This is a genomic window from Pseudomonas sp. TH39(2020), from assembly GCF_016650715.1.
Taxonomy (GTDB): Bacteria; Pseudomonadota; Gammaproteobacteria; order Pseudomonadales; family Pseudomonadaceae; genus Aquipseudomonas; species Aquipseudomonas mandelii_C.
On sequence record NZ_JAEKFF010000008.1, the window covers coordinates 61244 to 85373 of the forward strand.

General features: G+C 58.8%; 22 protein-coding genes. 12 read left to right on the plus strand and 10 right to left on the minus strand.

The window, feature by feature from the left end:
• Positions 1–57 precede the first annotated feature (57 nt).
• The gene (gene miaE / locus JFU47_RS28550) at positions 58–666 is read right to left on the minus strand and encodes a tRNA-(ms[2]io[6]A)-hydroxylase (protein ID WP_046032069.1); all 609 of its coding nucleotides are present in this window, start codon (positions 664–666) and stop codon (positions 58–60) included.
• Between the two features lie 159 nt (positions 667–825).
• Here miaE and JFU47_RS28555 point away from each other — a divergent pair, with 159 nt between their 5' ends.
• Positions 826–1689, plus strand: coding sequence for a universal stress protein (locus tag JFU47_RS28555; RefSeq protein WP_140894519.1), 864 nt, complete (start codon positions 826–828; stop codon positions 1687–1689).
• 94 nt (positions 1690–1783) lie between these two features.
• Here JFU47_RS28555 and JFU47_RS28560 read toward each other — a convergent pair whose 3' ends face one another.
• Positions 1784–2254, minus strand: a complete 471-nt coding sequence (locus JFU47_RS28560; RefSeq protein ID WP_123364374.1) for a DUF1289 domain-containing protein — start codon at positions 2252–2254, stop codon at positions 1784–1786.
• A gap of 408 nt (positions 2255–2662) precedes the next feature.
• Here JFU47_RS28560 and acnB point away from each other — a divergent pair, with 408 nt between their 5' ends.
• Positions 2663–5272, plus strand: coding sequence for a bifunctional aconitate hydratase 2/2-methylisocitrate dehydratase (gene acnB, locus JFU47_RS28565; protein WP_123364375.1), 2610 nt, complete (start codon positions 2663–2665; stop codon positions 5270–5272).
• A gap of 51 nt (positions 5273–5323) precedes the next feature.
• Here acnB and JFU47_RS28570 read toward each other — a convergent pair whose 3' ends face one another.
• The gene (locus tag JFU47_RS28570; RefSeq protein WP_201187475.1) at positions 5324–7000 is read right to left on the minus strand and encodes a SulP family inorganic anion transporter; all 1677 of its coding nucleotides are present in this window, start codon (positions 6998–7000) and stop codon (positions 5324–5326) included.
• Between the two features lie 234 nt (positions 7001–7234).
• Positions 7235–8515, minus strand: a complete 1281-nt coding sequence (locus JFU47_RS28575; RefSeq protein WP_201187477.1) for a serine/threonine transporter — start codon at positions 8513–8515, stop codon at positions 7235–7237.
• A 270-nt stretch (positions 8516–8785) separates the two neighbouring features.
• Between JFU47_RS28575 and JFU47_RS28580 the strand changes: the two genes are divergently transcribed.
• The 7 genes from JFU47_RS28580 (at position 8786) to JFU47_RS28610 (ending at position 15160) form a co-directional block, all read left to right on the plus strand.
• Positions 8786–9169: a tautomerase family protein gene (locus JFU47_RS28580; protein ID WP_140679121.1), complete on the plus strand. Its 384-nt coding sequence runs from the start codon at positions 8786–8788 to the stop codon at positions 9167–9169.
• A 31-nt stretch (positions 9170–9200) separates the two neighbouring features.
• Positions 9201–9818, plus strand: coding sequence for a TetR/AcrR family transcriptional regulator (locus tag JFU47_RS28585; RefSeq protein WP_140679123.1), 618 nt, complete (start codon positions 9201–9203; stop codon positions 9816–9818).
• A gap of 187 nt (positions 9819–10005) precedes the next feature.
• Positions 10006–10524, plus strand: a complete 519-nt coding sequence (locus JFU47_RS28590; protein ID WP_140894521.1) for a cysteine hydrolase family protein — start codon at positions 10006–10008, stop codon at positions 10522–10524.
• A gap of 147 nt (positions 10525–10671) precedes the next feature.
• A complete protein-coding gene (locus JFU47_RS28595) occupies positions 10672–11631 on the plus strand; it encodes a 2-hydroxyacid dehydrogenase (protein ID WP_201187479.1) in 960 nt (319 codons plus the stop codon).
• 144 nt (positions 11632–11775) lie between these two features.
• Positions 11776–12843 (plus strand): phosphotransferase family protein, encoded by a 1068-nt coding sequence (locus JFU47_RS28600; RefSeq protein ID WP_201187481.1) that lies wholly within the window; start codon positions 11776–11778, stop codon positions 12841–12843.
• Between the two features lie 48 nt (positions 12844–12891).
• Entirely contained in the window at positions 12892–13659 is a 768-nt protein-coding gene (locus JFU47_RS28605) for an SDR family oxidoreductase (RefSeq protein WP_008149805.1), read from the plus strand.
• Between the two features lie 385 nt (positions 13660–14044).
• The gene (locus JFU47_RS28610) at positions 14045–15160 is read left to right on the plus strand and encodes a Gfo/Idh/MocA family protein (protein ID WP_201187483.1); all 1116 of its coding nucleotides are present in this window, start codon (positions 14045–14047) and stop codon (positions 15158–15160) included.
• Between the two features lie 416 nt (positions 15161–15576).
• Here the strand turns inward: JFU47_RS28610 and JFU47_RS28615 are convergent, their stop codons facing one another.
• On the minus strand, positions 15577–15825 hold the full coding sequence (locus tag JFU47_RS28615) for a DUF1652 domain-containing protein (RefSeq protein ID WP_140679133.1): 249 nt from the start codon (positions 15823–15825) through the stop codon (positions 15577–15579).
• Positions 15826–15954: 129 nt separating this feature from the next.
• Entirely contained in the window at positions 15955–17451 is a 1497-nt protein-coding gene (locus JFU47_RS28620; protein ID WP_201187485.1) for a helix-turn-helix transcriptional regulator, read from the minus strand.
• Between the two features lie 432 nt (positions 17452–17883).
• On the opposite strand from JFU47_RS28620, the gene JFU47_RS28625 reads away from it, so the two are divergent.
• Positions 17884–18342, plus strand: a complete 459-nt coding sequence (locus JFU47_RS28625) for a hemerythrin domain-containing protein (RefSeq protein WP_201187488.1) — start codon at positions 17884–17886, stop codon at positions 18340–18342.
• A gap of 177 nt (positions 18343–18519) precedes the next feature.
• Here JFU47_RS28625 and sigJ read toward each other — a convergent pair whose 3' ends face one another.
• The gene (sigJ, locus tag JFU47_RS28630) at positions 18520–19413 is read right to left on the minus strand and encodes an RNA polymerase sigma factor SigJ (RefSeq protein WP_201187490.1); all 894 of its coding nucleotides are present in this window, start codon (positions 19411–19413) and stop codon (positions 18520–18522) included.
• Between the two features lie 3 nt (positions 19414–19416).
• Complete coding sequence (locus tag JFU47_RS28635) at positions 19417–19851, minus strand: carboxymuconolactone decarboxylase family protein (protein ID WP_201187492.1); 435 nt, start codon at positions 19849–19851, stop codon at positions 19417–19419.
• Positions 19852–20022: 171 nt separating this feature from the next.
• Between JFU47_RS28635 and JFU47_RS28640 the strand changes: the two genes are divergently transcribed.
• Both JFU47_RS28640 and JFU47_RS28645 read left to right on the plus strand, forming a co-directional pair.
• Entirely contained in the window at positions 20023–20457 is a 435-nt protein-coding gene (locus tag JFU47_RS28640; RefSeq protein WP_201187494.1) for a YeeE/YedE family protein, read from the plus strand.
• A 2-nt stretch (positions 20458–20459) separates the two neighbouring features.
• On the plus strand, positions 20460–20873 hold the full coding sequence (locus JFU47_RS28645) for a DUF6691 family protein (RefSeq protein ID WP_201187496.1): 414 nt from the start codon (positions 20460–20462) through the stop codon (positions 20871–20873).
• Positions 20874–20952: 79 nt separating this feature from the next.
• Here JFU47_RS28645 and JFU47_RS28650 read toward each other — a convergent pair whose 3' ends face one another.
• On the minus strand, positions 20953–22236 hold the full coding sequence (locus tag JFU47_RS28650) for a Zn-dependent hydrolase (RefSeq protein WP_046048888.1): 1284 nt from the start codon (positions 22234–22236) through the stop codon (positions 20953–20955).
• Between the two features lie 156 nt (positions 22237–22392).
• Positions 22393–23877: an NCS1 family nucleobase:cation symporter-1 gene (locus JFU47_RS28655; protein ID WP_201187498.1), complete on the minus strand. Its 1485-nt coding sequence runs from the start codon at positions 23875–23877 to the stop codon at positions 22393–22395.
• Positions 23878–24130 lie beyond the last annotated feature (253 nt).

The window sequence follows — 24130 nt, forward strand, 5'->3', positions numbered from 1 at the left end:
GTTTTCGAAGATGTTTCATTCTTTTAAGAGTTTTTAACAATTCAGACGTTTTGATCTTCACGCCGCTGCCGGCACACCGCTGTGGAAACGAAACTCCACGTCCGGCGACTCGATCAGCTCTTGCTCAGCGGCGCGGACCTTGTCGATCACTTGGGCGATGTCCTTGGCGTCTCCGTACTGGTAGGCCAGTTTCAGGTAACCCTGGAAATGTCGGGCCTCGCTTTTCAGCAGACCGAAGTAGAACTTGCCCAGCTCTTCGTCCAGATGCGGCACCAGCGCTTCAAAACGCTCGCAGCTACGAGCTTCGATAAAGGCGCCGACCACCAGGGTGTCCACCAGCTTTACCGGCTCGTGGCTGCGCACCACTTTGCGCAGGCCCGAAGCGTAGCGCCCGGCGGACAGCTGACGCAGCTCGATCTTGCGCTTTTTCATCAGGCGCATGACTTGTTCGTGGTGCACCAACTCTTCCCGGGCCAGACGCGACATCAGGTTGATCAGATCGACGTGGGAGTGATACTTGGCAATCAGGCTCAACGCAGTACTGGCCGCCTTGAATTCACAGTTCTTGTGATCGATCAGCAGGGTTTCCTGATCAGCCAGCGCGGCCTGAACCCAGCCATCGGGGGTGCGGCAGCCGAGGAACTCGTGAATTTCGGGAAGGATCATGGGGCTCACGGATAAGAGGTTGAAATCGAAGGGCGCCGATTATACCGGCCTGCCGGCAGACCACCAGTCGCGACCGTTGATATACATCAAGTCCCGAATAACCAGCCAGCAACTATAGTTGTCCAACGCAGTATTTTTTACTTCATGGAGATCCCGATCATGCAAGCCATTCGCAGCATTCTGGTGGTCCTCGAACCTGAACACTCGGAAAGCCTGGCGCTCAAACGGGCCAAACTGATTGCTGGCGTGACCCAGGCTCATCTGCATCTGCTGGTCTGCGACCGCAAGCATGACCACAGCGGCATGTTGGGCGTGCTCAAGGCCGCGCTGATCGAGGACGGCTACAGCGTCACCACCGAGCAGGCCTGGAACGAAAGCCTGCACGAAACCATTGTCGATGTGCAGCAGGCTGAAGGCTGCGGACTGGTGGTCAAGCAGCATTACCCCGACAGTCCGCTGAAAAAAGCCCTGCTGACCCCGGCGGACTGGAAGCTGCTGCGTTACTGCCCGACACCGGTGCTGCTGGTCAAAACCTCGAAACCCTGGACTGGCGGCGTCATTCTGGCGGCGATCGATGTCGGTAATACCGATGGTGAACACCGCACCTTGCACGCTTGTATTGTCGATCACGGTTACGACATTGCCAGCCTGGCCAAGGCCCATTTGCACGTAGTCAGCGCCCATCCGTCGCCAATGCTGTCGTCGGCCGACCCGACGTTGCAGCTCAGCGAAACCATCGAGGCGCGCTATCGCGAACAGTGCAAATCGTTTCAGGCCGAGTTCGACATTGATGACGAGCACCTGCATATCGAGGAAGGTCCAGCGGATGTGTTGATTCCGTTCATGGTCCACAAGCTGCAAGCGGCGGTGACGGTAATCGGTACCGTGGCTCGGTCCGGGTTGTCAGGGGCGTTGATCGGGAATACGGCGGAGGTGGTGCTGGATGCGGTGGAGAGCGATGTACTGGTGCTGAAGCCGGATACGATCATGGATCATCTGGAGGAGATCGTGACCCAGCATTAAGCAAGATCAAAAGATCGCAGCCTTCGGCAGCTCCTACATGAATCGCATCCCTCTGTAGGAGCTGCCGAAGGCTGCGATCTTTTGACTTTAACAATCAGCCGCCGAACGCGTCCTTGAGAAAACCCGGCGCAATGTAGCGCTGGTAATGCGCCTCGGAGAGCAAAAAGAACTCCCGATCAATGGCATCTCGCAGTTCCGGCAGGTTCCAGTCGCGAAACTCCGGCATCAGCACCATCCCGTAAGCTTCCAGGTTGTTGATGACCCGCGCCCCACGGGCGATCAGCTGATAAGCCCAGCAATATTCCGACTGATGCGGCACAAAACGGATCTTGCGCTGCTCCAGCTGCAGACGCAGGCGCTGGGGATCGAAAATCTCCAGCTTGCTGGCCATCACTTGGGACAGCAGCAGCTCAAGACGCAGCCACACCGCGCGTTTTTCCTCCTCGTTGTAACCATTCCAGTTGATCACTTCATGGTGGAAACGCTTGCAGCCACGGCACACCAAATCACCGTAAACAGTGGAGCAGAGGCCGACGCAGGGGGTCTTGATGGTCTGATTGGGCATAGGTTGGGAGAGCACGGGAAAGCAGAACAGGTCGGCATGTTAGCCCTTTGTCTAACATTGATCACCCCTCAATCTTGAGGGCCTAACTTACCTTTAATTTTTTTTTGCCGTAGAATCAGCCAGCCTTTTAAGGCGCCAATGTCCGTTAGAAGCTGTTTTCAAAGCGTCACGAGCACAGTCGTTCCTTCAGAGCGGTGTTGGCGAAGGGTTTTTCCAGCGGGGAAAAGCCCAACGCCAACCCTCATCAGCTCCCCGTTCTGCAGGCGTAAAACTTTGAAAGCAGCTTCTGTAAGGAATTGTCGGTAATTCTGGCTAAGTGGCCCACAACGCCACGCAGCGCATGAGTACGGCAATTTCGGGATGAGCGTCCCGGACACCCATTTGGGACCACTGATGAGGGTAATAACTGTGCTTGAAGCCTACCGCAAACATATCGAAGAGCGTGCAGCACTGGGTATCGTTCCCCAGCCGCTAAACGCCGAACAAACTGCAGGCCTGGTCGAGCTGCTGAAGAATCCCCCGGCTGGCGAAGAAGCTTTCCTCGTTGACCTGATCACCAATCGCATTCCGCCAGGTGTGGACGAAGCAGCCTATGTAAAGGCCGGTTTCCTGTCTGCCCTCGCTAAAGGCGAAGCAAAATCCCCTCTGATCGACAAGAAACGCGCTGTTGAACTGCTCGGCACCATGCAGGGCGGCTACAACATCGTGACGCTGGTTAATCTGCTGGACGACGCCGAACTGGCGCCAGTCGCCGCCAAAGAACTCAAGCACACCCTGCTGATGTTCGACGCTTTCCACGACGTCGCTGAAAAAGCCAAGAACGGCAACGTTCACGCTAAAGGCGTGCTGCAATCCTGGGCTGACGGCGAGTGGTTCAAAAACCGTCCTGTACTGGCCGACAAGATCAGCCTGCGCGTGTTCAAGGTCACCGGCGAAACCAACACCGACGACCTGTCCCCTGCTCCGGACGCCTGGTCCCGCCCGGACATCCCGCTGCACGCCCTCGCCATGCTGAAAATGGCCCGTGAAGGCATCGTGCCTGACGCCCAGGGCGTCACCGGTCCGATGAAGCAGATCGAAGAGATGCGCAACGCCGGCTTCCCGATCGCCTACGTTGGCGACGTGGTCGGTACCGGTTCTTCGCGTAAATCGGCGACCAACTCGGTGCTGTGGTTCTTCGGCGACGACGTTCCTTACGTGCCGAACAAGCGTGCCGGCGGTTTCTGCTTCGGCAGCAAAATCGCTCCGATCTTCTACAACACCATGGAAGACGCTGGCGCACTGCCGATCGAATTCGACGTTACCAACATGAACATGGGCGACGTGATCGACCTGTACCCGCATGCTGGCAAAGTCTGCAAGCACGGCACTGACGAAGTCCTGACCACCTTCGAAATGAAGACCCCGGTGCTGTTGGACGAAGTTCGTGCTGGCGGCCGTATCCCGCTGATCATCGGCCGCGGCCTGACCGACAAGGCCCGTGCCGAATTGGGCCTGGGCCCTACCGACCTGTTCAAGCTGCCTGAAGCACCTGTCGACACCGGCAAGGGCTTCACCCTGGCGCAGAAAATGGTCGGCAAGGCTTGTGGCCTGCCAGAAGGCAAAGGCGTTCGTCCAGGTACTTACTGCGAACCGAAAATGACCACCGTCGGCTCCCAGGACACCACCGGTCCTATGACCCGTGATGAACTGAAAGACCTGGCGTGCCTGGGCTTCTCGACCGATCTGGTAATGCAGTCCTTCTGCCACACCGCGGCTTACCCTAAGCCGATCGACGTGACCACCCACCACACCCTGCCAGACTTCATCATGACCCGCGGCGGCGTTTCCCTGCGTCCGGGCGACGGCATCATCCACAGCTGGCTGAACCGCATGCTGCTGCCGGACACCGTCGGTACCGGTGGTGACTCGCACACCCGTTTCCCGATGGGCATTTCGTTCCCGGCCGGTTCCGGCCTGGTAGCGTTTGCCGCAGCCACTGGCGTTATGCCGCTGGACATGCCGGAATCGATCCTGGTGCGCTTCAAAGGCAAAATGCAACCAGGCGTCACCCTGCGTGACCTGGTTCACGCCATTCCTTACTTCGCGATTCAGGCTGGCCTGCTGACCGTCGAGAAGAAAGGCAAGAAGAACGCCTTCTCCGGCCGCATCCTGGAAATCGAAGGCCTGGACAACCTGAGCATCGAGCAAGCGTTCGAGCTGTCTGACGCCTCGGCCGAACGTTCGGCTGCCGGTTGCACCATCAAGCTGTCGAAAGAGTCGATCACCGAGTACCTGAGCTCCAACGTCACTCTGCTGCGCTGGATGATCGGCGAAGGCTACGGCGATGCGCGTACCCTGGAACGTCGTGCTCAAGCGATGGAAGCCTGGATCGCCAACCCTGAGTTGATGGTTGCCGATGCTGACGCCGAATACGCTGAAATCATCGAAATCGACCTGGCCGACATCAAAGAGCCTGTGCTCTGCGCGCCAAACGATCCGGACGACGCCCGTCTGCTGTCCAGCGTTGCTGGCGAGAAGATCGACGAAGTGTTCATCGGTTCGTGCATGACCAACATCGGTCACTTCCGCGCTGCCGGCAAGTTGCTGGAACAGGTCAAAGGTCAGCTTCCAACCCGTCTGTGGCTGTCGCCGCCGACCAAAATGGACGCTCACCAGCTGACCGAAGAAGGCTACTACGGCATCTACGGCAAGGCCGGCGCGCGCATGGAAATGCCGGGCTGCTCGCTGTGCATGGGTAACCAGGCACGTGTAGAGCCGAACTCGACTGTTGTGTCGACGTCGACCCGTAACTTCCCGAACCGTCTGGGTGACGGCGCGAACGTCTACCTGGCTTCGGCCGAGCTGGCGTCTGTTGCTTCCATCCTGGGTCGCCTGCCGACCGTCGAGGAGTACATGGAATACGCTGGCAAGATCGACAGCATGGCGGCCGATGTTTACCGCTACCTGTCCTTCGACCAGATCGCCGAGTTCCGTGAAGCTGCTGCGAACGCCAACATCCCGGTCGTTCAAGCCTAACGCTGCAACGCAATAAAAAACGCCGCCCATCGTGAGATGAGCGGCGTTTTTTTATGCCGGCGAAAGATGCCCGTTTGCTTGAAGCGCTTGTTGCACAGCGCCGTCGACGCTTAAGCCACTGAGTATCACCTGCGCGAGTTCCTGCGGCGGTAACTGTGCGAGAACCGCCTTGGCCTGGTGTTTGAGCCGCGCCAGAATCAGCAGTTTGTCCTCGGCTCTCACTTGCATAAAGAACGCTTCCAGCGCCTCGATGCTGGTGCCATCCAGGTCGGGAGACTCCTCCAGACTGAGAATGATCGTATGAATCGGTGGGGATGCATGTCGGGCCAGGCGCAGTGCGCCACCCAGAATGCGCTCCACGTTTGCAAAAAACAGCGCCTCGCTCGGCCTGACGATTAACACACCGGGAATCTCGCTGGCTTGGGGATGGCGTTGTACGTCAACAAAATCATGACCGCCGCCCATTTGCCCCAGCACTTGAATATCTGCCGATGACATCTGTTTCAACATCAGCACCACACTGATCACCACCGCCACCAACAAACCGTCCAGTACTCCCAGCACCAGCACCGCCGCCACGGCGCAGATCACCAGCAGACGGTCACGGCGCCAAATGAAATAACGGCCCAAGGGCTGCAGGCTCAAGCCGCGCGCCAACGCATAAATGACGATGGCCGCCAGCACCGGCTCGGGGGTCAGGGCGATCCAGGGCAACACCGTCAAGACAATGAGCAACACCACCCCCGCCGCGACCGCGCCCGCCAGACGCGATCCAGCACCCGCCGCCTCATTGGCTGCGGTCGCAGAGTAACCGGCGCCCGCCGGCATGCCATGGAACAGGCCCGACAGCAGATTGGCCGCACCGAGTGCCAGCAGATCGCGGTTCGAGGACACACGGTCGCCGTGCTTGAGCGCAAACGAGGTGATCGATCCGTAAGACTCGGCATACAGAATCATCACCATGGCGAACGCCAGTTCGCCCAGGCGCAGCCAGTCGGCAAACGGCAACTCGGGAAGACGAGGCACTTCCAGGCTCAGATCGATCACGCCGATCAGTTTCACCCCATAGGCTGGCAAGTTCAGCCATTGGCCGGCCGCGATGCCGAGCGCCACCACCAGCAAACCTCCCGGCAAACGCCTGACCCGCGCGCACAGCCACAGCACCAGCAAGGACACCGCCGCCACGAGGGCGCCGACCCGGTTCCACTGCGGTAATTGCTCAAGCAGTTGCGGCACGAAACGGATCAGGTTGCCATTGCTCAAGTGCACATCGACGATGCTCGCTACTTGCTTGAGGATGATCGTCACTGCGAGGCCGAAGGCAAAGCCTCGCAGCACCGGTTTGGCAATAAACGACGTCACGCTGCCGAGTTTGAACAACCCGGCCAGCAGGAAAAATCCGCCCGTCACCAGCACCAGACCGATCGCCAGGGCCATGCGCAGGCCCGAGTCACCATTGGCCAACGTGGCTGTGGCGGCGGCCAGAACCGCCGCCGAAGAGGACGTCGCGGAAACGATGGCAAAGCGACTGGTGCCGAACAGCCCGTAGCACAGCAGACCAGCAAATAACGCAATGACACCCGCCTGTGGCGGCAACGCGGCAATGCTTGAATAGGCGACCGCCTCGGGCAACAACAAACCGGCAATCGACAACCCGGCCAAAACGTCCAGCCAGCGGTTTGGCCTGTCGGCACGGGGTTGTGCCAATGCGCCGTGGTCACGAGCCATGAAGCGTCTCCAGAGAAAGATAGACTGGCCGGGGAAAGTCCTCGGCAAACGCTCTATGACGCGTTTATGCCACCTCAAGCTTAATCGCTAAGCGCGCGGAATGTCGGCTCTGGGTCAGGTGTTAAGCGTTTTCAACGCAATAAAAAACGCCGCCCATCGTGAGATGAGCGGCGTTTTTTTATGCCTGCCCCCTGATCGTTCCCACGCAGAGCGTGGGAACGATCAGAGTGGAGGTCAGGCCGTCAGCGAATAGATCAACGCCGAAATCGCCACCAGGCCCACCGCCGTCACGAAGACGTTGGAAGCCTGACCGCGATAACGCGCCATGGCCGGAACCTTGCGGATCGCGTACATCGGCATCAGGAACAGGATCGCGGCGATGATCGGGCCACCGAGGGTTTCGATCATCCCGAGAATGCTCGGGTTCAGCGTGGCAACGATCCAGCAGACCACCAGCATGAAGGCGGCAGTCATGCGATCCAGGGTCTTCGGTGCCGGGCGCTTGCCACTCTTCACGATCAGACCTTTAAGACCTTCGCTGGCGCCGATGTAGTGGCCCAGGAACGACTTGGAAATGGCCACAAACGCAATCAACGGCGCCGCGAAGGCGATGGTCGGGTTGCTGAAGTGGTTGGCCAGGTACGACAGGATCGACAGGTTCTGCGCCTTGGCTTCAGCCAATTGCGCTGGCGACAGGGTCAGCACGCAACTGAACACGAAGAACAGCACCATCACCACCATCAAGGCGTGGGCGCGGGACAGGATCTGCGAACTGCGCTCTTCGGCGTGATCGCCATAACGACGCTTCTGGTCCACCGCGAACGCCGAAATGATCGGCGAATGGTTGAACGAGAACACCATCACCGGAATCGCCAGCCACAGCGTGTGCAGCAGTGCCGACGGTTCTGGCAGCGTCGACGCGGTGGCGAGGATGCCGCCGTTCCAGTGAGGAATCAGGAACACCGCGAGGAACAGCAACGCAACAATGAACGGATAAACCATCAGGCTCATGGCCTTGATGATCGCTTGCTCGCCGCAGCGCACCACCGCCAACAGGCCGAGGATCAGCACGAGCGACAGCACAGCGCGCGGTGGCGGCATGATGTGCAGTTGATGCTCGAGGAAACTGCCCACGGTGTTGGTCAGGGCCACGCTGTAGATCAACAGGATCGGGAAGATCGCGAAGAAGTACAGCAAGGTGATCAGCGCGCCAGCCTTGATCCCGAAGTGCTCTTCCACGACTTTAGTGATGTCCGCGCCTTCGCGTCCGGACAACACAAAACGTGTCAGGCCACGGTGTGCGTAAAACGTCATGGGGAACGCCAGCACCGCCAGGACCAGCAACGGCCAGAAGCCGCCCAGACCTGCGTTGATCGGCAAAAACAGCGTGCCGGCCCCGATGGCCGTGCCAAACAGGCCCAGCATCCAGGTGGTGTCATGGCGATTCCAGCTCTCAAGCGTCGCTGGTGTCGCCGATACATAGCGTTCGTCGACGCTATTGGCCTGATCATTCATCCGGTGGGATCTCCGCATTCCGGTCAGTTGCTACCCGGTCAGGACGAGTCGGAAAAATCCGACAGGCAGCGCCCTGGCCGAAACAGGGGCGCGATTGTCCGGGATTAATGAGCAGAAGCAAAGACTTAGCTGAGGAGTGGTTGTGCGGGTCAGATCCATTGCCGCCCTTTACTAAATAGATGTTTAAATAAATCTATTCAATAAAGGATTGCTGTCATGTAATTTCGATACTCACTGCTGACTGGCAGCCCTTACTTGAGGAGCCCTCTCATGCCACTCGTTCGCGTCGACATCAAGAAGCATCAAGACCCGACTTACGCAAAACGTGTCGGGCAATTGATCTACGCCGCCATGCACAGCGCCATTGGCGTGCCGGAGAACGATAATTTCCAGATTCTTGCCGAGCACGATGAACAGCATTTCATCTTTGACCCGGGATACCTGGGCATCGATCGCACCGATAATCTGGTGGTGATTCAGATCACCTTGAGCGAAGGCCGCACCATCGAGCAGAAAAAACTCCTCTACAAAACCATCGCCGAGAGCCTCAACGCGGAACTGGCGGTGCGCCTGGAAGATGTGTTCATCAATCTGGTGGAGGTCAAGAAAGAGAACTGGTCGTTTGGCAACGGCATTGCTCAATACGCCAGCTGATTTCTACCTTCTATATACCTGTGAGCCGCCAATGCCCCGAGTTTCCCGCAAACAAGCCGAACTCAACCGCGAGATCATCGTCGAGGCCGCCACGCGTCTGTTTCGCGAACGTGGCCTGCACGGGATCAGTGTCGTCGATGTGATGGGCGCGGCCGGCCTCACCCATGGCGGGTTTTATGGTCACTTCGAATCCAAGGAAGCGCTGGCAAAAGAGGCGTGCACCCGGGCGTTCAACCAATCCATGGAGCGCTGGAAGCAGAAAATAGAGGATAACGACGACAGCCTCTCGGCCCGAGAGAGCATCATCGCGCCCTACCTGTCCGCGGCCAATCGCGATAATCCGGGTGAAAGCTGCCCGGTCACCGCGTTTGCCGGCGACATGTGCCATGAAACCGCTGAAAGCGGATTGCACCAGACCTACACCCAAGGGCTGGAGGCATTGCTGCAGATGCTGACCCCGCTGATGGGCGCGGATCAGCCCGAAACCAATCGGCAAAAAGCGTTGGTGGACTATTCGCTGATGGTCGGTGCCCTGACCCTGGCCCGTGCAACCCGGGGTGACGCCTTGTCCGATGAAATTCTCGACGCAGCCCGGACTTTTCTCACCTCGGACACCGCCGTTGACACTCCCGTGACGCCGACTGCATGATCGGCCACATGAATATTCCTGCGCTGAACCTCACCCGCACCACCACGACCGCTTCCGGCGGGTCGTGCGGTGGCTGGCTGAGATAAACACAGCGCAGTGACCCCAAGGCCCCGCCAGCAATGGACGGGGCCTTGTTGTTTCTCCCCTCCGTTCGGCACTTTTCGTACGACACCAAGGAGAAACACCCATGTCATCAGCGCTGTTGATCATCGATATGCAGGTCGGTCTGTTCCACGGCCCGGAAAAACCCTACGACGGTGAACGGGTACTGGCGAACATCCAGCAACTCATTCGTCAGGCCAGGGCGCGCAACGTGCCGATCTTCGCGGTGCGCCATACCGGCCCTCAAGGTTCGCCCATTGAAGTCGGTAGCCCCTTCTGGCAGCTATTGCCCGCACTGGATCTGGATGCCAGCACCGACATCCTGTTCGACAAAACCCGACCCAACGCCTTTTACGCCACCGCGCTGGCGGAGCAACTGCGGGCTAGCGGGATCATTGACGTGCTCATTGCCGGAATGAAAACCCAATATTGCATCGACAGTACTTGCCGGGCAGCGGCTGAACTGGGGTTCAACCCCATACTCGTGGCCGATGCGCATACCTGCATGGACACACCGGCGCTGCCGGCCCGGTCGATCATCGATCACCATAACGCGACGTTGAACGGTGCCTTCGCAAAGGTGTTGAACACCGTGGATATGTAAGCGCTACGGAACGCTCCTACACTGAGGTTGCAGGCAATAAGCCTGCTATCTTTAGTAATGGCTAAACCGTTGCGGAATCAGCAATTTGAAGCAACGTTTTAAAGCTACGTTCGAGCCCCGACTTTCCGATGCCCACAGGAGCCCAGCATGCCCGCGACCGTTCTGGTACTGGTTGAAACCATCAATGATTACCTGCCGATTCTCGAACGTCAGGGTTTTCACCTGATTCTGGCTCCCACACCTGCCGAGCGCGCCGATGCCATCACACGGCATGGCGCGCAGATCGATGCGGTGCTGACCCGCGGCCCATTGGGCCTGTATGCCGACGAAATCGCCGCCCTGCCCAATCTCAAGATCATCTGCGTGATCGGCGCCGGCTACGAACACGTCGACCTGCAAGCCGCCGCCAACCGGGGCATTACGGTCACCAATGGCGCCGGCGTCAATGCCTCTTCAGTCGCCGACCATGCCATGGCGATGCTGCTGTCTCTGGTACGTGACATCCCCCGTTGCGATGCCGCCGTGCGCCGGGGTGAGTGGCCGAAAATCATGCGCCCTTCCCTGGCGGGCAAGCACCTGGGCATCCTGGGGCTCGGCGCGGTCGGGATGGCCATCGCCAAACGCGCCGCCCACGGCTTCGACATGACGGTCAGTTACCACAACCGCCAGCATCGCAGCGATGTGCCGTACAGCTTCCGCTCGACGCCCACGGAGCTGGCGCGGGAATCAGACTTTTTGGTCGTCGCCACCCCTGGCGGGCTGGGCACCAAACACTTGATCAACCGACAAGTACTCGACGCCTTGGGCCCCCAGGGGTTCATCGTCAACATCGCCCGAGCCAGTGTGATCGTCACCGCCGACCTGATCAGCTCGCTTGAGCAGCGCAGGATTGCCGGCGCTGCGCTGGATGTCTTCGACGCAGAACCCCAAGTACCCAATGCCTTCAAGGCGTTGGCCAATGTGATCCTCACCCCGCATGTCGCCGGCTTGTCCCCGGAAGCCACTCAAGGCACCGTGGAGCTGGTAGGTCGCAATCTGGTGGCGTTCTTCTCCGGCAATCCGGTATTGACCCCGATTGCCCTGCCAACGTCGATGAGCATGACCTGACGACCATTCAAACAGGTGTATCAAAAACAATGATTGCCCGGCAACACGCTCACCTATAAGGGCGTTTCGTGGTTGTGGGTGTTGGGTGTGCGCATTAGATTAGCCAATAGTCTCAGGCCTCCAGAATAAGCAGAAGGGATAAGCATGGCGCTTACTGACCAGTCCACCCGTATCCGCACCGGCGAAGAACTCGATGCCAGCCTGATCGATCCGTACCTCAAGGCCCACATTCCGGGCCTGAGTGGTTTGCCGCAGATCAGCCAGTTTCCAGGCGGTGCGTCGAACCTCACCTACTTGCTGGAATACCCCGAACAGGAGTTCGTCCTGCGTCGCCCGCCCTTTGGCCACAAGGCCAAGTCCGCTCACGACATGGGCCGCGAATTTCGCATCCTCAATCAGCTCCGTGAGGGTTTTCCGTACTGTCCGAAAGCCTACGTGCACTGCACCGATGAATCGGTGATCGGCGCCGAGTTCTATGTGATGGAACGGGTCAAGGGGATCATCCTGCGCTCCGAACTGCCGCCGGAACTGGGTCTGGATTCGGCGAAAACCGAAACGCTGTGCAAGAGCTTCATCGACAAATTCGTTGAACTGCACCGGGTCGACTACAACGCCTATGGCTTGGGCGACCTTGGCAAACCCGAAGGCTATGTCGCGCGGCAGATCAAAGGCTGGAGCGATCGCTATGAAAAAGCCCTGACCCCGGACGCGCCGAAGTGGGAAGCGGTCAAAGCCTGGCTCAACGACAAGATGCCGGCCGATCACCCGACCTCCAGCATCGTCCACAACGATTACCGCTTCGACAACGTGATCCTCGACCCGAACAACCCGATGGACATCATCGGCGTGCTCGACTGGGAACTGACCACCCTCGGCGACCCGCTGATGGACCTGGGCAACACCCTCGCCTACTGGATCGAAGCCGGCGACCCGGCCCCGGTGCAATTGATGCGCCGCCAGCCGAGCCACGCACCGGGCATGCTGACCCGCCGCGAGTTCGTCGATTACTACGCCGAGCGTTCAGGCATCCAGATCGACAACTTCGACTTCTACTACACCTACGGCCTGTTCCGCCTGGCCGGCATCGTGCAGCAGATCTACTACCGCTTCTTCCATGGTCAGACCCAGGACAAACGCTTTGCGCAGTTCATTCACATGAACAAACTGCTGGAGCAGATGAGCCTGCAAGTCATTTCCAAATCCAGCCTCTGATCGCCCGGCTCTGATTACATTCCCTGGCCCCAATAACAAGGAAAAACCATGTCCAAGACTCAGTTGTTCGACCTCGACGGCAAAATCGCATTCGTATCCGGCGCCAGCCGCGGCATCGGCGAAGCCATCGCCAAACTGCTGGCCCAACAAGGCGCCCACGTGATCGTCTCGAGCCGCAAACTCGACGGCTGTCAGCACGTGGCCGACGCGATCATCGCCGCCGGCGGTAAAGCCACTGCCGTTGCTTGCCATATCGGTGAAATGGAACAGATCAGCCAGGTCTTCGCCGGCATCCGCGAACAGTTCGGGCGACTGGACATCCTGGTCAACAACGCGGCGACCAACCCGCAGTTCTGCAACGTACTGGACACCGACCTCAGCGCTTTCCAGAAAACCGTCGACGTGAACATCCGCGGCTACTTCTTCATGTCGGTGGAAGCCGGCAAGCTGATGCGCGAAAACGGCGGCGGCAGCATCATCAACGTCGCCTCGATCAACGGCATCTCGCCGGGGATCTTCCAGGGCATCTACTCGGTGACCAAAGCGGCGGTCATCAACATGACCAAAGTGTTCGCCAAGGAATGCGCGCAGTTCGGCATCCGCTGCAACGCTCTGCTGCCGGGTCTGACCGACACCAAGTTTGCTTCGGCATTGGTGAAAAACGAGGCTATTTTGAACACCGCGTTGCAACAGATTCCGCTCAAGCGTGTGGCGGATCCGAGCGAGATGGCGGGAGCGGTGTTGTATCTGGCCAGTGATGCGTCGAGTTACACCACTGGGGTTTCGTTGAATGTGGATGGTGGGTTCTTGTCCTGATCCGATTTACCGGATGAACAAGAGGCAGCCTTCGGGCTAATACCGATCAGTTAAGCCAAAACGCGATCCGTAGCAGCTGGCGAAGCCTGCGTTCGGCTGCGAAGCAGTCGTGAAATCAGACGATGCGGTGTTTCAGGAAGACCGCAAACTCAGGTTTTACGACTGCTTCGCAGCCGAACGCAGGCTTCGCCAGCTGCTACGAATTGTGTCGCTCCTTAACTGATTGGCATTAGCCTTAGGGCTGCCTTCTTTTTTGCCCTAATTGATCGTTCCCACTGCGTGGGAACGATGACGATGACGAATTTTAATTCCATAATTTGCAAATAAGGAATATTTATTCCATTAATAGCCTTCCTGAAAACAAAATCCCAAAAGGACCCCGGCTATGCGCGAACTCGGTATCGGACTCATCGGCACAGGTTTCATGGGCCGCGCCCATGCCTTGGCGTTTCGCAACGTCAGTGCGGTTTTCGAACTGCCCCTCAAGCTCAAACTCGCCGCCCTGGCCGACGCCGATCCGCAGCGTGCCCGCCACTGCGCCGATGCCTGGGGCTTCGACTCCGCTCATAGCGACTGGCAACAACTGATCGATGACCCCAAGGTCAATCTGATCGCTATCACCACGCCCAATCACCTGCATTACCCCATGGCCATGGCCGCCCTCGCCGCCGGCAAACCGGTGTATTGCGAAAAGCCGTTGGCGGTGAATCTGGAACAGGCCGACGCCATGCGACTGGCGGCCAAAGCGGCAGGCGTGGTGACGCGGGTGGGTTACAACTATCAGCACAACCCGATGATCGCGCTCGCGCGGCAGCTGATTGAAAACGGCGACTTGGGTCAGATCATCAGTTTCCAGGGTGAATTCAGCGAAGACTTCATGGCCGATCCCGCGTCGCCCTGGTCCTGGCGTTGCGATGCCGATCATGCCGGTGGCGCACTGGCCGATCTGGGCAGTCATTTGTTGGCCATGGCCCGTTATCTGGTGGGCGATGTCGAGGCGGTGAGCGCCGACACCCAGACCGTGCACCGGCAACGTCCCGCCACGGCTGGCAGCCCGGAACACCGCAGTATCGCCGTCGACGATCAGGTCCATGCCTTGTTGCGGTTTGCGAATGGCGCCCGGGGCACGTTCAGCAGCAGTTGGCTCAAGCACGGCTACAAGAATCACCTGAGCTTTGAAATCAGCGGCACCCGAGGGACGTTGGTGTTCGATCAGGAACGCCTGAATGAGCTGCGTCTGTTTCGTGCCGGTCAGGACGGCTTCCAGCGCTTGCTGGCAGGGCCGAATCTGCCGGGCTATGCGGCGTTCAGTCCAGCCGCAGGGCATCAGTTGGGTTACAACGAACTCAAGACGCTGGAAGTCCATGATCTGGTGATGGCGCTGGCAGGCTTATCTCAGGGTGGAACGGATTTCGAGCAGGCGTGGGAAGTCGAACGCCTGGCGACGGCCATTCGACTGGCAGCGCAGGAATCGCGGTGGGTCAGGATCGAAGAGGTCTGAGCGAAACGCACGAATACCCGCCAGCAGCACAGCTGCTGCTGGCGGTTCAACGTGAGCCCATCGCCCCTTACTGAGTGACGCAACGAGTCAGCGTCGTTTCCCGGGTCACCTGCCCCTCAGCCCGCATATCGCCTTGCACATCGGTGTTTTCAGTGGTCTGGCAGGTGCGCACAGGCGGTGGAGGCGGCGCGGCGGGAGGTGGCGGTGGAGGACTCGCACAACCACCCAGAATCGCTAGCCAGAGTGCGAACGACAGTGTTGCAAAAATGCGTTTCCCAAGACTTTTCATAGGTTGACCCGCGGTAAGTGATCGACATATTTCCGCGACCCAACTGCCTCACCGCGAACCCGCGGACCGGTCACAGAAAAAATACTCTCGTATTCTTTATACGACCGCCGGCAAAACCTGACAGTTCCTAGGACGTCTCGCGACAATGCAATGTGTTGCTCTCAAGTTCATAGCGCAGCTCTTCGATCAACGCTGCCACCGCCTCCGGCGTTCTGAGCTTGGTCACGCTCAACCCACTGACCACCAGATCCACCTGACCCGACACAGGATGATAGAGCTTCACCGTCAGTGAATGATCACCGGTAACACTGCAGTCACAGGCCAACGGCGAAAAGCTCCGCTCCAGTTGCATACGCAATTGCGCCACATAAATCATCCCGCGGTTCCTGTCGCTGTTTTGAAAGGGACGCGATACCCGAAGACCTGTATCGCACCCTTACAGCCTAAGAACTGCCGTGTTCGGCCAGAACATGAATTTGCACCCCTTCGAGTAGTGCATTTGCACCTAACGCTGGGCCTTGGGCCGCCACTCGCTGGAGAACAAACCGCGCTCGCGAGCCCAGACAATCGCCTCGCTACGACTGTGAACGTCGAGTTTGGAATACACCGTCGAGACATGGTTGCGCACCGTGTTCGGCGCGAGTTTGAGCCGCGCGGCGATTTCCTTGTCGGCCAGGCCTTCGCAGATCAGGCCAAGCACATCGCGCTCGCGGGCAGTCAGGTCGGTGAAAGACACACTAGGCAACTGCGGCGAGTTGACGTTTTTCACGTTAGCGAGTTTCTCGATGAGCGTGCGGCTGAACCAGGAGGCGTCCTTCATGACCTCTTCGATCGCCGACACCAACTCCAGCTCTGTGCGTTTACGCTCGGTGATGTCCATAAACACCAGCAGGTAGCAGGGACTGTCCTGAATGTTCACGGTGTCGGCCGAGACCGCGCAATCGATCAGCCCGGCGCCTTTCTTGCGTACCCGAACATCGACACGATCCACGCTTCCGGTTTTTTCCAGTGCCGCAATCAGTCGCGCGCGGGCACCTGTGTCATCGATAAAATCGATCTGCGTTACCGATTTGCCAAGCACTTCTTCACTGGAATACGCGAGCGTATCGAGGAAGGCTTCATTGACGTCCATCACCACCTGATCGCCGGCGTTGCACACCAGGATCGGCACCGGGGTCAGTCGAAAAGCCTTGGCAAAACGTTCCTCGCTCTGGCGCAGTGCGACTTCGGCCTTATGCCGAGGCTCGATGTCGACGAAGGAAAACAGCATGCAGGCTTCGTCGTTCAGCTCAAGGGGCTGGCCGGCGACGATCACCTGTTTGCTGCCCCCTTCGTGTAACTGCAGCTGAGCCTGCATTTGCGGAATGGTCGCCCCTTCGCGCAACCGCTGCTTGGCCAGGTCTTTGTTTTCGGCGCCCTCCAGCACGTCCAGTTCATAAGTCGAATGGCCGATCACCTGATCACGGGCATAGCCAGTCATCTCCAGGAAGCCTGGGTTGACTTTGATGTAGCGCAAATCACTGAGGCGACAGATCACCGCCGGGGCCGGGTTGGCATTGAAGGTTTTTTCGAAACGCTGTTCGGCGCTGGCCCACTCCGTGACATCGTTCATGATCAGCACCAGCGACTCCGGCTCGCCAGCGCTGTCGGCCAACACCATGCTGCGCACGCTGTGAACCCAGGTGCGCTGTTCGTCGTCCGCCGGGGTCACCTCAACCAACACATCACTGAAGGACTCGCCTCGAGCGACGCGGCTGATCGGATAATTGTCGACCTGAACCGGATGATTATTGCGATAACGCAAGGCGAAGCGCTTGGCGTACTCCCTGGCATTCGCCCCCAGTTCGCTGAGTTGCCCGACGCCGTGCATGGCCAACGCGGCGTCATTGGCCCAGAGAAGGGTCTGGTCGAGCTCCAGCAGAATCACCCCATCGGACAGGCCGGCGATGATCTGCTGCAACTGACGGCGATTGGTTTCGGTGGTCAGGACATCCTGGCTCATTGGCTCTCCACGCGTACGGCGGTGCATTCATGCGCCGCCCTGTGAAGATTACGACCGCGGGGGGGTGGGATAGTGCAGATGGCTCACCCTGCCGGGCCTTGCGAACGCGATCCCCTGTGGCGAGGGGGCTTGCTTGCGTTGGGTCGCGCTGACGGGATCAGGCTCATGATCGCAGCCGCACGTTTGCCACTGCGTAGCGAGCCCGAAAATAGCCAGTTCGAGCGCCCAAGTGCACACGGCCGGAGGCGAGGGCGGAAAATTTCCCGGGGTGAGATCTTTGTGCTCGCCTATACTAAAAAGTTGAATAGTGCGAGTGAGTGCGATTAGCAAAGAATTGATAAATATGGAAATTTAAAGGTATGTGTAGCCTTGGAGGTTGCTGGTTAAAAAGCATTTCTCTGTGATGGTTTGGTGTCGTGACGAGGATTTGATATGAACGTCTTGTTGAAAGAACTTCAGGCCTATCATCATGAGGTGGCTATAAAAATCACTCAGATCAAAGAGTTGCTGAGGAAAATGAGACATGAATCCGATGGTGCTGAAGACTGCAAGCTGTTGTTCAAGATGCTGGAAGCCATGCACGGTGATGCAGAGCGACACCACCATGAAAATGAAGAACTAATTCGGCTGGCCTTGCTAGCGACTGAGGCTCCGATCCACCAACGGGTCAAGGATATCGAGCGAGATCATCAAGCATTTGGACGCATTGCTGGACAGTTGAAGATGTTGGAGGACACAACTCAGGAAACGAAAGTCATTGCTGACACTGTCGAGGACTTCATCAAAAAATATTTCGATCATATGGACTCAGAGGAAAATATTTTCTTTCCGGTGGCAGATAAGTGGCTGTCAGACGATCAGTGGCAGGAAATAAAGTGTCAATGGCATTAATTGGAGCTCACCGTATACCTTCAATATTTAGCGACTACTTAGTACTCGACCTCACTAAGTAATTACGCGGATACCCAGTAATTTGCCCCGAGTTTCATTGACTCACCGGGCGTCTTTATATCGACTGCTCCTCGTTGCAAGTCCCATCGCTTTGGCGCACAACGATGCTGCACTGAGTCACTGCACATCCAACAAACCCCGCAACCCCGCCAACTTCTCCGGGTTACGCATGATGAAAATCCGGCTCACCCGCCCCGCGTCATCAAAACCAAACGTCATCGATGCAGTGATGACCCCGTCCGCCTTGATAATCACGCCTTGTGCCCCATTGATTTCGCTGGGCAGCCATTCGCACGTCTGCCAATAGACGTGCAACGACTGGCCAATGAAATCCAGCACGCTGGAAATGCCCGACAACGTCTCACGAATGGCCGAGGCCTTGCCGCCGCTGTCGGCGCAGAGTTCGACGTCTTCACTCAGCATCGCGGTCAAGGAAGCGGTCGAGCCGCTGGCGATGGCGCTATGGAAAGCGCTGAGCAATTGGTCCTGACGCGCCGGTTTCGGCTGAAAGCGCGTTTGTCCGTTGCCCAGGCTGGCTTTGGCCCGGGACACCAGTTTGCGGCACGCCGCCTCTTGAACGCCGACCGTATCCGCGACCTGCGCGTAATCCATGTCGAAAATTTCGTAGAGCAGGTAGGCGGCGCGTTCCTTGGGGGTTAACCGCTCCAGCAGCAACAGGAACGCGGTGGACAGCGATGAGGCCAGTTCATGCCTGTGTTCGGGTGAATCCTGATGGGTGGTGTGAATCGGTTCCGGCAGCCAGGTGCCGATGTAATCAACCCGCGACTTGTGAGCCGAACGCAGCAGATCGATGCAGTGCCGCGTGCACGCCGTGGTCAGCCAGGCGGCCGGCGTGGCAATGGCGGCGCGGTCAGCCTCCAGCCATTTGATGAACAGCTCTTGCACGACATCCTCGGCTTCGGCGCGGGAGCCGAGGATGCGATACGCCAGACCAAGCAAAAAGGGCCGGCGCTGCTCGAACACAGCGGCGGCGTTTTCAGCGGAGTTCATCAATCAGTGCCTCGACACCTGCAAACGATTCCACAGGTTGATCAGGCCGATCTCGGCCGTCAAGGCACCGATTTGCGCGTCATTGAAGTGCTCGCGCAAGTCACCGCGCAGGCTGGCGTAATCGGTCTTTTCATCGAGTACGGTCAGGGCTTCGGTCCAGGCCAGGGCGGCGCGTTCGCAGGCGCTGAAATCGCTGACGTGGCGCCAGACAATCAGGCGGTCCAGCCGCTCGTTGGTTTCATTCGCTTCACGGGCCTCGCGGGTGTGCATCTTCACGCAGAAACCGCATTGGTTGATCTGTGAGGCGCGCAGGTGGATCAGATGCTTCAGGCTTGCAGGCAGGTCGTGATGGTCGAGGGTGACATGCACCTGAGTCAGGCTTTCGAAGACGTGAGGAATGGATTGCAGCAGGTTGATCGGTTGGGTGTTGGACGACATCGTGTGGCTCCACTGTTTGGGGGATTCAACAAAATGACGATCCAGCGTTATGGTTTGTGACGCGCCGACAAAGGCTTTGATCTTTTGGTCGTATCACCATCTCGCGGCGGCTGCCCTAAGCTCAAGTCGAAGAGTGATTTATGCTGTCCCTTACCTGCCAGGAGAGTTGCCATGATGCTGGATACGCTGCATTTCACGCCTTGGTCCGCGTTGGCAGGCGGTGCGTTGATCGGCTTGGCGGCCAGCGTGATGGTCGTAGCCAATGGGCGGGTCGCCGGGATAAGCGGATTACTCGGCAGTCTGCTAGCGCCAGGTGATTCGGGGCGAGGCGAAAAAGCCTTATTCATCCTCGGACTGCTGGCGGCCCCCCTGTTGTGGGCGCTGTTTCAGGTGTGGCCGACCATTGAATTCAAGACCGGTACGGTGGGGCTGATCATCGCCGGATTGTGTGTCGGGATCGGCACCCGTTATGGCTCTGGTTGCACCAGTGGCCACGGGGTGTGCGGTATTTCGCGGCTGTCACCACGCTCCATCGTCGCGACGTTGAGCTTCATGTTCGCAGGCTTTGTGACCGTGTTTGTCCTACGCCATCTGTTGGGGTTTTGAACATGAAAAAACTCACGGCGTTCCTTGCCGGCCTGTTGTTCGGCGTCGGCCTGCTGTTGGCCGGCATGGCCAACCCGGCCAAAGTGCTGGGGTTTCTCGATATAACCGGTATGTGGGACCCCTCTTTGGCGTTGGTCATGATCGGGGCGATTGCCGTGGCCTGGGTGCCGTTTCACTGGGCCATGAAACAATCCACGTCGTTGCTGGGGGCGCCGATGCAGTTGCCGGTCAGTCGTGAACTGGATCGACGCTTGATCGGTGGCAGCCTGCTGTTCGGAGTCGGTTGGGGCATTGCGGGCATCTGCCCCGGGCCGGCGCTGGTGCTGTTGCCGACGGGGCATTGGCAGGCGTGGGTGTTTGCGATCGCGATGCTGGCGGGGATGTTGATATTCAGCAGGTTGCAAGCGCGTCGTTAAGTCGCCTCGCCAAGTCAATGTCTAGAGATCGTAGCTTTCGGCCGCGCAGTCATTGCCGAAGGCTACGATTTTTTGCGTTTCAGGCCGCCAATTCTCCGCTGGCAATCGCCGCCGAAGCCGCCAGCATTGCCCGCAACAACACCGCACACCCGGCCGCCAGGTCATCCGGCGCGGCGTTTTCAATTTCGTTGTGGCTGATGCCACCTTCGCACGGTACGAAGATCATCCCGGCCGGGCCAAGTTCGGCGAGGAAGATTGCGTCGTGCCCTGCTCCGCTGACGATGTCCATGTGCGACAGGCCCAAGCCTTGGGCCGCGCCGCGTACCGCTTCGACGCAACCTTTGTCGAAGTACAGCGGCGGGAAGTCCGCAGTGGGTGTCAGTTCGAAGGTCAGGCCGTGTTCCTCGCAGGTGGTTTCGATGACTTCGCGGACTTCGGCAATCATTGAGTCCAGCCGTGCCGGTTCCAGATGACGGAAGTCCAGGGTCATGCGCACTTCGCCGGGGATGACGTTGCGTGAGCCGGGATAGGCTTGCAGACAGCCGACGGTGCCGCAGGCGTGGGGCTGATGACCGAGGGCAGCGCGGTTGACTGCACCGACGATCACCGAGGCGCCGACCAGGGCGTCCTTGCGCAGGTGCATCGGCGTCGGGCCAGCGTGGGCTTCGACGCCGCGCAATTTCAGGTCGAACCATTTCTGTCCGAGAGCGCCCATCACCACACCGATGGTTTTGCGTTCGTCTTCGAGGATCGGGCCTTGCTCGATATGGGCCTCGAAATAGGCGCCGACGGCATGACCACTGACCTTGCGCTCGCCAGCATAGCCAATGGCGTTCAAGGCTTCACCAACGGTGACGCCCTCGGCATCGACCTTGGCCAGGGTTTCTTCGAGGGTGAATTTTTCTGCGAATACACCGGAGCCCATCATGCAGGGGGCGAAGCGTGAACCTTCCTCGTTGGTCCAGACGACAACTTCCAGCGGCGCTTCGGTTTCCACGCCCAGGTCATTGAGGGTGCGCAGCACTTCGACGCCGGCCAGTACGCCGAAGCAGCCGTCGAACTTGCCGCCGGTGGGTTGGGTGTCGATGTGGCTGCCGGTCATCACCGGTGGCAGGTTGGGGTTGCGGCCGGGACGACGGGCGAAGATGTTACCCACAGCGTCGATGCTGACGGTGCAACCGGCCTCCTCGCACCAGTTGACGAAAATGTCCCGGGCCTGGCGGTCGAGATCGGTCAGGGCCAGGCGACAGACGCCGCCCTTGACCGTGGCGCCGAGCTTGGCCAGGTCCATGAGCGACTGCCACAAGCGGTCGCGATTGATGTGCTGATGGTTGGACTGCAGAACGTCTACGGCAGCGTTCATGATGATCTCCTCAGGCAGTTGTTGTAGGTTTCTTCAGGCATTTCTTGGGTGTCTTGGCGGCCGTCTTCGTCGGAACGCCGCCCGGAGCCGGCTCGCTCCCACATTTGGAATGCATTACCCCAGTGGGAGCGAGCAAGCTCGCGATGAGACCATCCCTCACACCGGAGATTTCGCAACAGACGGGCTGGGGCGCATCGAGCACAACCCGTAATAAATCAGCCCGCCCAGTGCCGAGCCGGTGAACCAGCCATAGCTGTAGAACCAGCTGAACGCATCGCTGCCGAGCGACAGCACCGTCAGCATCACCGGCACGCCGAAGGCGATAAACCCAAACCAGTTCCACGCCGGGTAAACGTCGTCGCGATAGAGGCCGGCCAGGTCCAGTTGCTGTTTCTTGATCAGGAAATAGTCCACCACCATGATCCCGGCGATCGGGCCCAACAGGCTCGAATAGCCCAGCAACCAGTTGGAATACACCGTCTCCAGGCTTAAATCCGAGACGATCAAACCGAGCTTCTTCAACAGCTCATGGGCCATCAGCGCCAAGCCGACCAGGCCGGTGAGCATCACCGCTGTGGTGCGGTTGATGTACTTGGGGGCGACGTTCTGGAAGTCGTTGGTCGGCGAAACGATATTGGCCGCGGTGTTGGTAGACAGCGTGGCGATGATGATCAGCGCCATGGCCAGTGCAACCCAGACCGGACTCTGGATATGGCCAATCAGGGTGACCGGATCGGAGACGGTGACGCCCACCAGTTTTACCGAGGCGGCCGTCATCACTACGCCAAGGGAAGCAAACAGGAACATGGTCAGGGGCAAGCCGATAATCTGCCCGACGATCTGATCCTTCTGGCTTTTCGCATAGCGGCTGAAATCCGGAATGTTCAGGGACAAGGTGGCCCAGAACCCGACCATGGCGGTCAGCCCGGCGGCAAAGTAACTGACCACGCTCGCGCCTTCCGGACGTTTGGCCGGGATCGCCAGCAACTCGGTCATCGACACGTTCGGCATCGCCCATGCCAACAGGCCCACACCCACCAATATCAACAACGGCGCCGAGAGGGTTTCCAGCCATTTGATCGAGTCCGCACCGCGAATCACCACCCACAGGTTCAAGGCCCAGAACACCATGAACCCGATCACTTCACCGGTACCGCCGAGGGATTTCCAACCGTCGAACACCGAGCCCAGAAACAGGTGAATGGCCAGTCCGCCGAACATCGTCTGAATGCCGAACCAGCCACACGCCACCAGCGCCCGGATCAGGCACGGAATGTTGGAGCCGAGGATGCCGAAGGACGAACGCAACAACACCGGAAACGGAATGCCGTACTTGGTGCCGGGAAAGGCGTTCAGGGTCAACGGGATCAGTACGATGATGTTGGCGAACAGAATCGCCAGCAGCGCTTCGCCGACGCTCAGGCCGAAATACGCGGTGAGCACGCCGCCGAGGGTGTAGGTCGGCACGCAGATCGCCATGCCGACCCACAAGGCGGTGATGTGCCATTTGTTCCAGGTTCGTTCGTGCACCTTGGTCGGTGCCATGTCGTGGTTGTAACGGGGGCTGTCGAGGACGTCACTGCCGGCTTCGAGCTCAAACAAGCCGTCGCGCTCGGTCACTTGCGATCTGATCTGTTGCATGGCCGCTCCACTGTTCTTTGAATTATTTTTTTGCTCATCAGGGGCTGGCGGCATCAATAAGCGTGCCGGGCACCCCGTCTGCGCATCGGGCAGTTCCACAAAAACATTGCAACTCACTGATATTTATCAGTTTTTATATATCGCTCCGATCAGTCCCCGGTTACTTGCCTGTTCACTCAGGCCGAATGCCAGGCAAGTTGTCCGAACCGTCAGGACTCAATCTGGTGCATGGGTCTTTTTTTTCAAAGTTGCG

Coding starts and splice junctions, on each gene's coding strand:
- JFU47_RS28650 (WP_046048888.1), bottom strand. CDS start 22,236: ATGAACGCTGCCGTAGACGTTCTGCAGTCCAACCATCAGCACATCAAT.
- JFU47_RS28560 (WP_123364374.1), bottom strand. CDS start 2,254: ATGCCCAATCAGACCATCAAGACCCCCTGCGTCGGCCTCTGCTCCACT.
- JFU47_RS28635 (WP_201187492.1), bottom strand. CDS start 19,851: ATGTCGTCCAACACCCAACCGATCAACCTGCTGCAATCCATTCCTCAC.
- JFU47_RS28610 (WP_201187483.1), top strand. CDS start 14,045: ATGCGCGAACTCGGTATCGGACTCATCGGCACAGGTTTCATGGGCCGC.
- JFU47_RS28620 (WP_201187485.1), bottom strand. CDS start 17,451: ATGAGCCAGGATGTCCTGACCACCGAAACCAATCGCCGTCAGTTGCAG.
- JFU47_RS28600 (WP_201187481.1), top strand. CDS start 11,776: ATGGCGCTTACTGACCAGTCCACCCGTATCCGCACCGGCGAAGAACTC.
- JFU47_RS28555 (WP_140894519.1), top strand. CDS start 826: ATGCAAGCCATTCGCAGCATTCTGGTGGTCCTCGAACCTGAACACTCG.
- JFU47_RS28590 (WP_140894521.1), top strand. CDS start 10,006: ATGTCATCAGCGCTGTTGATCATCGATATGCAGGTCGGTCTGTTCCAC.
- JFU47_RS28645 (WP_201187496.1), top strand. CDS start 20,460: ATGAAAAAACTCACGGCGTTCCTTGCCGGCCTGTTGTTCGGCGTCGGC.
- JFU47_RS28575 (WP_201187477.1), bottom strand. CDS start 8,515: ATGAATGATCAGGCCAATAGCGTCGACGAACGCTATGTATCGGCGACA.
- miaE (WP_046032069.1), bottom strand. CDS start 666: ATGATCCTTCCCGAAATTCACGAGTTCCTCGGCTGCCGCACCCCCGAT.
- JFU47_RS28595 (WP_201187479.1), top strand. CDS start 10,672: ATGCCCGCGACCGTTCTGGTACTGGTTGAAACCATCAATGATTACCTG.
- JFU47_RS28655 (WP_201187498.1), bottom strand. CDS start 23,877: ATGCAACAGATCAGATCGCAAGTGACCGAGCGCGACGGCTTGTTTGAG.
- sigJ (WP_201187490.1), bottom strand. CDS start 19,413: ATGAACTCCGCTGAAAACGCCGCCGCTGTGTTCGAGCAGCGCCGGCCC.
- JFU47_RS28570 (WP_201187475.1), bottom strand. CDS start 7,000: ATGGCTCGTGACCACGGCGCATTGGCACAACCCCGTGCCGACAGGCCA.
- JFU47_RS28585 (WP_140679123.1), top strand. CDS start 9,201: ATGCCCCGAGTTTCCCGCAAACAAGCCGAACTCAACCGCGAGATCATC.
- JFU47_RS28615 (WP_140679133.1), bottom strand. CDS start 15,825: ATGATTTATGTGGCGCAATTGCGTATGCAACTGGAGCGGAGCTTTTCG.
- JFU47_RS28580 (WP_140679121.1), top strand. CDS start 8,786: ATGCCACTCGTTCGCGTCGACATCAAGAAGCATCAAGACCCGACTTAC.
- JFU47_RS28625 (WP_201187488.1), top strand. CDS start 17,884: ATGAACGTCTTGTTGAAAGAACTTCAGGCCTATCATCATGAGGTGGCT.
- JFU47_RS28605 (WP_008149805.1), top strand. CDS start 12,892: ATGTCCAAGACTCAGTTGTTCGACCTCGACGGCAAAATCGCATTCGTA.
- JFU47_RS28640 (WP_201187494.1), top strand. CDS start 20,023: ATGATGCTGGATACGCTGCATTTCACGCCTTGGTCCGCGTTGGCAGGC.